This window comes from Barnesiella intestinihominis YIT 11860, assembly GCF_000296465.1.
GTDB lineage: Bacteria > Bacteroidota > Bacteroidia > Bacteroidales > Barnesiellaceae > Barnesiella > Barnesiella intestinihominis.
The window spans coordinates 303941-313211 of the sequence record NZ_JH815203.1; the positions used below are offsets into that span (position 1 = coordinate 303941).

Sequence of the window (9271 nt, forward strand, 5' to 3'; positions counted from 1 at the left end):
AACGAAATATCAATGGACTGTATCAAAGATTTACAAGACGCCATCCGCAACATTCTCGTGAACAACGGCCTTACGGAACTCTGTCTGGGAGAGCCTGACGAACTGGACGATCCCACCTATATCATCTGGTATGACAGGCACTGTGAGCCTCACGAAGACCCGGTATTGAAGGTTTACCTTGAAAATGAGGGCATTGCCGTTGAGGTCGAAGCCCGCAGTTTCGGGAACACGATAACCGTCTACGATTATGACATAGACCGTATTGAATGGTGGAAAGGCATTCATGCCAATATTCTGGAAGTGCTGGAGCGTGACGGCAAGCGCCGGTGTCCGGCCTGTGGCAGGACGGTCAAGGGGAAGCAGCGGTATTGCGGTGCCGGATGCCGTGATTTCATGACTCCCGGACCGACAGTGGAGCAGGTCGCGGAAAAAGCCAACCGGAATATCCGCAAACTGGCAAGCCTTGCCGCCGGAAAAGACAAGGCGTACCGGAAGCGGCTGATAGAGAAATATACCGTCGGTCCGTCATAAGCCGGCTTTGTTACACTAAAAAATGTATGATATTATGGCAACAAGAACCATTTACCTGACCGTACGGCTCGATATCGACAACCCGAAGGCTGATGAAATAACGGACGAAGAGGTTGACGAAATTATCAGCGAAGTGGACTATGAATTCAAAAATTACGGGGACTATGAAATCGACACGGAAATCTGCGGGAAAAATGACGAAGGTGGTCTTTAGACGCTATCCCGACGGACAGGTCATCGCCCTGTTCCCGGACATACCGTGGAGCGGACGGCGGGGTGAAATAACCTCCTACATGCATGTCGGCCAGCATGGCGCAGCCGACTATGCGGGCGTGATCGCCATGACACGGCCAGCCCATGAAAAGGAGTACCGCAACCCGCTTTCCGAACTGAGAGCCATCGGTTACGATGACCTACACATCATGCGGCGTGCAAGACCGAAATTCATAAACAGCTAAAAACAAATCTTATGTCTCATAAACCGAATGCCGTTCCTGTCTTGCAGGAGGGAACGGTCTATACAATTATACTTGACAACGGACGAAAGGTCCACGACGTAATCTATCATGCCTGTGTCGCCTCCGGCAAGTCGTATTTCGCCAAAGGCGATAAGACCTATCCCGCCGAAAAGGTGCGGAACCATTCAATCACCGGACATGCCGCATCGGACGGCTCTAGAAGGAACGGCACACCCAATCCCGACCGCTTCGCCATCACGGATGAAGTGTGCGAGGTCGTTGATGTAGTTACCACGCCGGAAACCAATCCGGAAATGTTCCGGTGTCGTGTCAAATGCCTGATGTATTCAGGCCTGTCACAAGCCGAGGCTGAGAAAGTCATCGCTTCAACGCCACTAAAGCTGGAACTCTTCTACGACGTAGGCCGTGGCAGTTTCGCTATTGACGCCGAGGCAGTTGGCAACACACCGCTGTATAATCCTTACACGGGAAAGGAAATCCCGGATGAAACCTAAGCCGAACTACATCGAATATGAGAGAACTATATATCAAGAATCTCTGCATCGAGATTACCCGACGTTGCAACATGCGCTGTACCCATTGCATGCGGGGAGATGCCGAATCCGTGGATATCCCTTTGAAACATATAAGCAACCTGCTGCGGCATGTCAGGCATATTCACCATTTCAACATCACGGGCGGCGAGCCGTCGCTTAACGTCCGGGCCATCCGCCATATCCTCGAACGGGTACGCGCCTACGGTATTACTGTCAATGACTTTTATATCGTAACCAACGGCTCTGCCACATCCCGTTCGGAGGAATTCATAGAAGCCTGCGCCGCACTGTACGAGTACCAGGAGGAAAAGGAACAGGACTCCGGCCACATGCTCGAAATGAGCGACGACCGCTTCCATGATCCGGCAGAGCATGCCGCCACGCTCGCGGCACTTTCCCCGTATCCCTTTTTCGGAGTCCGGGGACAGGCCGAGCGTATCTTCCTTTTCCGGGAAGGCCGCAGCACGGAGGGGTTTCCGAACCCTGTTCATGGGATTTATCTTACGGAGGAGAACTACGTTTACGGCGACCTCTGTCTCAATGCTGAAGGCATGGTTCTCTCCAACGGGGACCTGAGTTATGCCCGCCAACGGGAACATGCCCTGTGTCCCTGCGGGAAACTGATGCAATATCTCCGGATGACCTTGAAAAAGCGTCAAAAAGAAAGATTGTACGAATAAATACACAAATCAAAAAACTTATGTCAATCGTATGCAGTATCTGCGGCGGCACTGGAGTGAAATGTACCGCCGTCATCGACCCGAACACCAGACAGTTCCTCGAATTTACCCGCAACGCCTTGTCGGACGGCCGGTGCAGCCAGTGCGGCAACGTTGCCCTGACCGACCCTGACGAAGTAAAAGCCGGGCTGGACAAGCTTTGGACGGAATATACGGCGCGGCATCGTGCCGCCCCCAACTACACCTGCTGCGACATTGTCCGGCATGGTGATTACGACGGGTGTGAAAAGGCGTATATCCGCATCGGAGGCCCGTCAGACGTGGTCGAGAAGTATCCGGTCGTGGCCGTGTGCCGCGACCTCGAAGAGCTCAAATCACTTGCGCTCCCTGACCCGACGCGAGAATTTACCCTCATGGGAATTCAAGGGTTCGAGTTCCACGACGTGTTGGAAAACAAGACCTACGAGATCGGGGTGGACGACCTGAAAATTCCCGTCACGACGAAAGAGGTGCTGGACTTTTACCCGGCGGAACATCGGCTGAAAGAAACGGACATCGAACAATATGCCGCGGCTTACACGGCCCGTATCAAGGCGTACAGGGAGTATACCCGTCAGCTCGACGCCACACTCGTGCGGCGGCTTCTCGACAAAGAGCGGCTGATGAAAGTCGGCGAGAGCGACGGTTTCCGCTTGAAACTCCATTTCGACTGGTTTGTCATTTTAAAGCGGGAGAACGAAAGGATGTACGCGCCTTTCAAATACGCTGTAAATGCTTATTGTCTGGATAATATCCAAACTTTCGACCGTCGTTATGTCACGCTCGAAGATGCCTTGCTCCACTGCCTGAACGGTTTCAACGAGAACGCGAACATTCCTAACCGTTACAAGTCCATCGGGCATTACCTGTCGGGGAAATCCTGACGACGGGCAGTGTATCGACGGGTTACCGGAGGCCACGGGTGCTTTCCCCTTGACCGGAATACCGTCGGAACAAGTAACAATGTAACCAAAGAATAAAAAATATGATGAATGATTATAAAATCAAGAACATTCTCGAATCCCTGAAAGAGGAGGTCGAGAACGGGAAGGTATCCCTGCGGGAAGCTGCTGTCGAACTTCATAAAGCCGGCTGGACGAATTTCATCGACATCGACGCCACGAGGAACCTACTGAAGACCCGGAATGTAACGGGGAACGGAAATGTCCCGGGAGTTTCCGACATGATGGGAAAATACCGCGAGATGAAAGCGGCGCACCCGGATGCCCTGTACATTTTCCGAAACGGGGAATCTTGTGAATTGTATGAGGATGATGCCATCGCCGCTTCCGGCATTTTGGGCATTGCCACCGCCGAACGCGTCGACGGGCAAGGGAAAGGCGTCAAGGAACTGCGGTTTTCTTTTCGTGACCTGGACGTGTATCTCCCCAAACTGATACGCGCCGGAAACCGGGTGGCTGTCTGCGAACCGAATCAAACCGGTTCGGGCAAACGAGTTTGATAACCATTAAATAACAAATATTCAAAACCCAAAGACACATGATAAAGATAACAACGATTTTCGGCGAGGACGCCGTACGGGAATATGAAGAGAACAATGAACTGCCTTCTGAAGAATGGCTGGCGGATAACGGGGGCGTCGTGGACGAGAAAGAGTTCGAGACTGAGGCGGAGTACAATGCCTACATCGCCGGGGTAAACGATGCCGACGGATGGAGTGATTATCATATCATACGCCACCGGTCGGAAGAGGCGGACACCTCGAGAGAGGAAAATCTCTGGCTACGTCTCGGAATTAGCGTCCGGGGCAGCCGGGAGGACATCGAAAGGATTCTAAACGGGGACACCGAAACCCTTCGGAAACTGCTCGATGCCGGACGTTATGGGATTGGCGGAGAGACCTATGTCCCTGGTTCGACCGTCGAGGGGTACAACGAGGACCACGACACGGAGTTCGAGGAGGAAGACGTGGAGTTCCATTTATAATAAAACCACACCATCTGCAATAATGATAACAGTAAAAGTTCTACTCGGTAAGGATACTGTAAGCATATACAGGAAAACCGGGGATATCTCGTCGGTGGAGAGCACGGCCGAATCCGGGGGATATGTGATAACCAGACATTTCGAGACCGAAGCTGAATACAAAGCCTACGCAATGGCTGTGGAAGACCTGGACGGACATGAAGACTGGCAGATGCTGGCTCCTGCCGTTACGCCGGAAGCTCCGTTTCGCAAAGGGGAATTTGTCCGGCTGACAGACGATGCAATTAAGCGGATACGTGAAAGTTTCGGGGACGGACCGGCTGACTACAGAAAGGAAATGATTTTGGAGGTGATTGCCTGGTGCCGCTATGAAGGCACATGGATCATTGAAGTCCGAGATATCCGTGAAGACGATACTCAGGAGTTCGATGCCGTTTTTCTGCGCCCCTTGACGGCACGGGATCTCGTGGCTATTTCCGCACCCCGACACCCGCTATCCACTGCGATATATCCTATTCACATCCGATAACTTAAATGATGCATGATGGAAAATATATTCATACTGCCCGGAAACGAACAGGAACTGTTTAACCGGTATTTAGATAACAACGAATACGGCCCTCTGAAAGAACGGCTGGAACTGGTCAGGAAAGCCTTGAGCAACAAGCTTTCCCCGGATGAACGCAATAAGCACGGGCTGAACGTGGGTGTGCATGAACTGTCCATGGAACGTAAGGAACTGGAAAGAAAGATATTCCAAATGGCACTCAAATCCTTTGCAGAACGGGTTTGTGACGAGCAACGCGCTCTTTGCGAACAGGGGTTCTGGCAGGCACCGTGCGGCAAAGAGGCGGAATATATCTCCTCCGCTCCGGTTCCGGACCTTGTAACGGACGTGAAGCAGTACAAGACCATTTGCCGCTGGTGGGAGAAGCTGTCCGATACCAGGAGGCTGAAGGTAGCGGCGATGTTTGCAAACGAACTGGGACCGATATACGGGCACGACACCGAAACGCTGGAACGGATTTATAGCCGCTGGTTTCTACTCTCCTTAGATGGCAAACAACGCATCTACCATTCATGGACCACAAACGAAAAACAGACTTCACTATACCATACAAAAGCTCGGGAATAATCATCAGCGGGACACAATATGACCGCAGGCAGAAGCTCACTCCTTTTCAGAAGGCTGAAATTTTCCACCGTTACATGACAGAAGCTGTCAGCCAGCGCCAGCTTGCCCGGGAATACGGTGTCAGCCGCAGGCTGATAACCTTCATTGTGAACCCAGAAAGCGAAGAGCGGAACAAGGAACTGCTGAGAGAGAACAAGGCAAAAGGCTTGTATAAATATGACCGGAAGAAACATACCGAAAATATACGCAACCACCGTCGTTACAAACAGAGATTATTTCAAGAAGGTAAAATCATACTAAAAGATGGATAGACAATGAGAATACAGGAGAAACAAAAAGCGTTGGAACAGGAAGTTATAGCCAACCTGTGTGCGATACCGAAAATGCCGGAAAATATGTTGCCCCATACGGTATATGTCGAGGAGGAAGGGGAAGACGGGTATGGGCACGGGATACCGGTATACACCATGTACCGGTTGGAGGAGATACGCACGGACGGAAGCTGCACGCTTTACAACGCGGAAAGCCGGGAGCGTTTCACCTGCCGCCACCTGCATGAGATTAACATGGACTGGCTGGTGACAGTCTGGGAACGTTATCTGGAACTCTGTGTCGAGCAGGATATCTGGAAAGGGAATGCCGTTGCATTCCTGAAAGACCGTACCGGCAAACCGGAAGAGGAAATCATTTCATTCGTGGAAACCTCGTAGGACAAATGCCAGGCTTATACAGACAACCTCAAGGCGTTTCTTGGGGAAGATAAAGACCGGGAAATATGGATATTCTCTTTCCCGCTGGACGAATTTGAACGTGACGTTCCGGCCGGGAAAATCATCGTTGATTACGAAAATAACCCCGCAACGCGGGTTGAGAAGATGATACCGCTGGAATTTACGGCCAACATCAATGATGAATGTTTTGATGACCGGAACAATTGGGTAAGAGCCATTGAACTTCCCAAGCAGGAATAATAAACTATTTGAATCAATAAATATGATTACAAAAGAAAACATTGGCAACGAGACCTTTGAGTCTATGACCATCAATGACACGCCTGCATTGTTTACGGATATGCGGATTGACCGGAATGCCGTTCCGGAGGGACTGTACGCATACGATATCCGGGAGTCGGATGACGGGGACCGTCTGGCGACCATCGAACCGACGGTGATGGTAAATCATGGCGGAACCATCCTGACCAGGAAAGAGTTTATCACGGAAAAGGACGGCTATGTACAGATTGACGAATACGGTTTCGAGGACTCCATGACACTGGAAGAGTGGCTTGAGGAAAACAATTAAATGTATAAAGGATATGGATATTAAGGAACTGACAGAAAGGTATCGGGATCGTTTCGATGCCCATTACCTGCAAGACGATAACGGAACCGGCAGAAAAGGTCGGAAACGGAAAAAGGAAGTTGAGACCCCGAATTTTCTCAAGGATGTCATCCGGCCGATCCTGGACACTTTGCCGGACTTGTTGCCGGAGTACGGGTTCACCAAAACTACCGATGATTACGCCATGTACGGCGAGTATTACCGTATCAAGGCGGGTATCGTCCTCGTGGGAGGTTTTTCCATCGATGAGGATTTTAACCTGTACTTCACGCCATTGTTCCATGGCAAAGCCTGCGGTAAGAGTCAAAAAATCGACAGCATCGGACAACTCGTTGAAATCATCCGCGAACAATTTGAAAGAAGGGAGGTGAAGATGAAAGGATAGTTTCATGCAATAGACATGGGTCGTTCCGTAATTTATTGTATATTTGTCAGATGAAGAAAGTCTGTATATGTATTTCGGACGAAAGCCCGGCAGTTGAACGGATTACAGGCACTTTCATGTTTGGCTGACATCAAACCTAATATATCTATTTGATATGAAAAAGGAAGAGATTATTCGCCGCTGTTACGGCGGCATGAAGGAAAGGCATGGCGTGGAAACCATCATCCTTTTCCATGTCGGAGATTCATTCGAGGCGTATTTTGATGATGCCGAAACGATTACCCGGATCACGGAAGTGCCCCGGTTCAAGATGACGGCGGCGGGTATACCTGCCATCAGGATTTCCGACGCCGCCTTGGAAGAATGTAGAAACCGGTTGCTGGATGCAGGATGCAAGGTATGCGTGTCCGAGGTCCGGGGGGTATCCGGCCGCCACATTCTCAAAATCAATGAAACAAATACGGAAACGGGCCGATGAATTGGTATTGATAGCGGCAGCAATAGGTCCTTGGACACTGTTGGTGGTAGCGGTATTAATCATCGGAACGCTGAAATGCTGTCTGACCACGGACTCGGACAGCATTGACGAAAGTATCAACAAATCACCGGGGATAGTCGCGCATGTCATGGTACTGGACAGTACGGATAATGGTTTTCGGGTGGTTTATGCGACGGCTGAGCCGGTAACGGATGAAAGGTTTGCCGAGATATGCGACAGGCCGGGTATTCTGGAGGGGTTCGAGAACCTGAAACGGAAAGCTCCCGAACACTTTGGCGGCAACCTGCTGGAAACCGACATCTGTGACTTCGCGTTGTACGCCTACCGGTTTCCTATCGATAAGGACGTACGGATACACAATATCTTTGTCGCCGGTAAAGAGAAAATGGACTTCTATGTCCGGAACAACCCGGACCTGCCCGGGTGCGCTACATGGATGCACCACGGTACGGAACAAGGGAACCAATATCTGAATGCTGACGATATAAATCACTGTATACCCAACGGAAGGCGGATTTACCGTTATTGGAAATGCCGTTATCTACTGCAAACTTCTGATACTGACGAGCGTTTCAGTCATTTTACAGAGGAGGAAAGGCTGTACTGAATGCAGCCTTTTCTCTATATATATTACACATAACCATCTGAAAATTAATAACTAAAACGTTTTGTTGGCGTGAAAAATTGGCATATATTTGTATGGAAAAGTGACCCATTGAAAACAGATTGTCAATTGAAAGCAATAGATTGAATATGAAAGAACAGTAATATGACATCGGAAAAATCGCAACTGAAGTTTGCGAGATCGGAAGAGACGGGCGAACTGATAGGGTTCGTTTCGCGCCATTCCAAGACACGTAAATTGATGGGAGTCCGTGAAGACTCAAGATTCGGCAAGCAGATTTGTGTCCTTTCGGAAGACCTGAAAGGAACTCTCGAGCCAAACATACTATACTCGGTAGAGTTGAAACCCATGCACAAAGCCAACGGGTATGTAGTCGTTGCCGCTACCCCCGTGTTATTTCAGGCGCATGTGGAAACAGTGATCGTCCCGAAGACATTGTATCAAGTAACTGTGACGTTCGGCAACAAAAAGATTTTCTTCGACCCGAAAGACGGCAAGAGCGTAATGAGCCGCACAATAGACGGTGTGCTGGAAATCCTCAAGGGACGCAAGGATATCAAGTACAAGGAAGGTGTCATCACCGACTATCTGAATCAGGCGCGTGCTCTGGTACGACGTATGGAATCCGACGGGTTCATCTATACGGGAGACAGACATCAGGGAGGAATTCAATGAAAGAAAAACCGGTCGTGGGTATTGCGACCGACGGTGCCCATTCTGCAAAAGAGAGGTTGACACGCTTCCGGGCTGTCGACCTCTCTTCAGGAAAAGAACTCTTTTCCAAAGCTATCGGTAACTGGACGAACAATATCGGGGAGTTTCTCGGCATTGTCGAGGCGGTCAGATATGTCATGGAACATCCGGAAAGTCCGCGAACAATCTACTCGGACAGCATTACAGCCATCACGTGGTATTGTAACAAACAGACAGCCTCTTCACGCAGATGCCCGGCATTGCAGAAAGCGGAGATATTCCTCAAAGTGATGGAGGCAAGAATCAAGGACATCGAAGTGCTGCACTGGGACAACCGCCTGTGGGGTGAGATTCCTGCCGACTTCGGAAACAAATAACAAC

At 50.2% G+C, this 9271-nt stretch carries 18 protein-coding genes; all 18 read left to right on the forward strand.

What is annotated here, in order from left to right; translation table 11 throughout:
- Nucleotides 1-12: 12 nt before the first annotated feature.
- Nucleotides 13-531: a hypothetical protein gene (locus HMPREF9448_RS01365; RefSeq protein WP_004293668.1), complete on the forward strand. Its 519-nt coding sequence runs from the start codon at nucleotides 13-15 to the stop codon at nucleotides 529-531.
- Between the two features lie 34 nt (nucleotides 532-565).
- Nucleotides 566-745 carry a hypothetical protein gene (locus HMPREF9448_RS01370; RefSeq protein ID WP_004293669.1) on the forward strand — a complete coding sequence of 60 codons (180 nt, stop codon included), beginning with the start codon at nucleotides 566-568 and terminating at the stop codon, nucleotides 743-745.
- Nucleotides 726-989 carry a hypothetical protein gene (locus HMPREF9448_RS01375; RefSeq protein WP_004293670.1) on the forward strand — a complete coding sequence of 88 codons (264 nt, stop codon included), beginning with the start codon at nucleotides 726-728 and terminating at the stop codon, nucleotides 987-989. The genes HMPREF9448_RS01370 and HMPREF9448_RS01375 overlap by 20 nt, the downstream gene beginning before the upstream one ends.
- Before the next feature lie 11 nt (nucleotides 990-1000).
- A complete protein-coding gene (locus HMPREF9448_RS01380) occupies nucleotides 1001-1504 on the forward strand; it encodes a hypothetical protein (protein ID WP_004293671.1) in 504 nt (167 codons plus the stop codon).
- Between the two features lie 17 nt (nucleotides 1505-1521).
- Complete coding sequence (locus HMPREF9448_RS01385; protein WP_008672671.1) at nucleotides 1522-2226, forward strand: radical SAM protein; 705 nt, start codon at nucleotides 1522-1524, stop codon at nucleotides 2224-2226.
- A 20-nt stretch (nucleotides 2227-2246) separates the two neighbouring features.
- A complete protein-coding gene (locus tag HMPREF9448_RS01390) occupies nucleotides 2247-3149 on the forward strand; it encodes a hypothetical protein (RefSeq protein ID WP_004293673.1) in 903 nt (300 codons plus the stop codon).
- 101 nt (nucleotides 3150-3250) lie between these two features.
- A complete protein-coding gene (locus tag HMPREF9448_RS01395) occupies nucleotides 3251-3727 on the forward strand; it encodes a MutS N-terminal domain-containing protein (RefSeq protein WP_008143055.1) in 477 nt (158 codons plus the stop codon).
- 38 nt (nucleotides 3728-3765) lie between these two features.
- Nucleotides 3766-4212: a hypothetical protein gene (locus tag HMPREF9448_RS01400; protein ID WP_004293675.1), complete on the forward strand. Its 447-nt coding sequence runs from the start codon at nucleotides 3766-3768 to the stop codon at nucleotides 4210-4212.
- 22 nt (nucleotides 4213-4234) lie between these two features.
- Nucleotides 4235-4741 carry a hypothetical protein gene (locus tag HMPREF9448_RS01405; RefSeq protein ID WP_008143058.1) on the forward strand — a complete coding sequence of 169 codons (507 nt, stop codon included), beginning with the start codon at nucleotides 4235-4237 and terminating at the stop codon, nucleotides 4739-4741.
- 12 nt (nucleotides 4742-4753) lie between these two features.
- Nucleotides 4754-5347: a hypothetical protein gene (locus HMPREF9448_RS01410; protein WP_008860799.1), complete on the forward strand. Its 594-nt coding sequence runs from the start codon at nucleotides 4754-4756 to the stop codon at nucleotides 5345-5347.
- Nucleotides 5293-5658 (forward strand): helix-turn-helix domain-containing protein, encoded by a 366-nt coding sequence (locus HMPREF9448_RS01415; RefSeq protein WP_008860800.1) that lies wholly within the window; start codon nucleotides 5293-5295, stop codon nucleotides 5656-5658. The genes HMPREF9448_RS01410 and HMPREF9448_RS01415 overlap by 55 nt, the downstream gene beginning before the upstream one ends.
- Before the next feature lie 3 nt (nucleotides 5659-5661).
- The gene (locus HMPREF9448_RS14770; RefSeq protein ID WP_008860801.1) at nucleotides 5662-6057 is read left to right on the forward strand and encodes a hypothetical protein; all 396 of its coding nucleotides are present in this window, start codon (nucleotides 5662-5664) and stop codon (nucleotides 6055-6057) included.
- 283 nt (nucleotides 6058-6340) lie between these two features.
- Nucleotides 6341-6649 carry an LPD28 domain-containing protein gene (locus HMPREF9448_RS01425; RefSeq protein WP_008143065.1) on the forward strand — a complete coding sequence of 103 codons (309 nt, stop codon included), beginning with the start codon at nucleotides 6341-6343 and terminating at the stop codon, nucleotides 6647-6649.
- 13 nt (nucleotides 6650-6662) lie between these two features.
- Entirely contained in the window at nucleotides 6663-7073 is a 411-nt protein-coding gene (locus tag HMPREF9448_RS01430) for a hypothetical protein (RefSeq protein WP_008143066.1), read from the forward strand.
- 154 nt (nucleotides 7074-7227) lie between these two features.
- Entirely contained in the window at nucleotides 7228-7551 is a 324-nt protein-coding gene (locus HMPREF9448_RS01435) for a MutS N-terminal domain-containing protein (protein WP_004293682.1), read from the forward strand.
- On the forward strand, nucleotides 7523-8179 hold the full coding sequence (locus HMPREF9448_RS01440) for a hypothetical protein (RefSeq protein WP_008143069.1): 657 nt from the start codon (nucleotides 7523-7525) through the stop codon (nucleotides 8177-8179). The genes HMPREF9448_RS01435 and HMPREF9448_RS01440 overlap by 29 nt, the downstream gene beginning before the upstream one ends.
- A gap of 162 nt (nucleotides 8180-8341) precedes the next feature.
- Complete coding sequence (locus HMPREF9448_RS01445) at nucleotides 8342-8872, forward strand: hypothetical protein (protein WP_004293684.1); 531 nt, start codon at nucleotides 8342-8344, stop codon at nucleotides 8870-8872.
- Entirely contained in the window at nucleotides 8869-9267 is a 399-nt protein-coding gene (locus HMPREF9448_RS01450; RefSeq protein ID WP_008143073.1) for a ribonuclease H family protein, read from the forward strand. The genes HMPREF9448_RS01445 and HMPREF9448_RS01450 overlap by 4 nt, the downstream gene beginning before the upstream one ends.
- The last annotated feature ends 4 nt before the right edge of the window (nucleotides 9268-9271 follow it).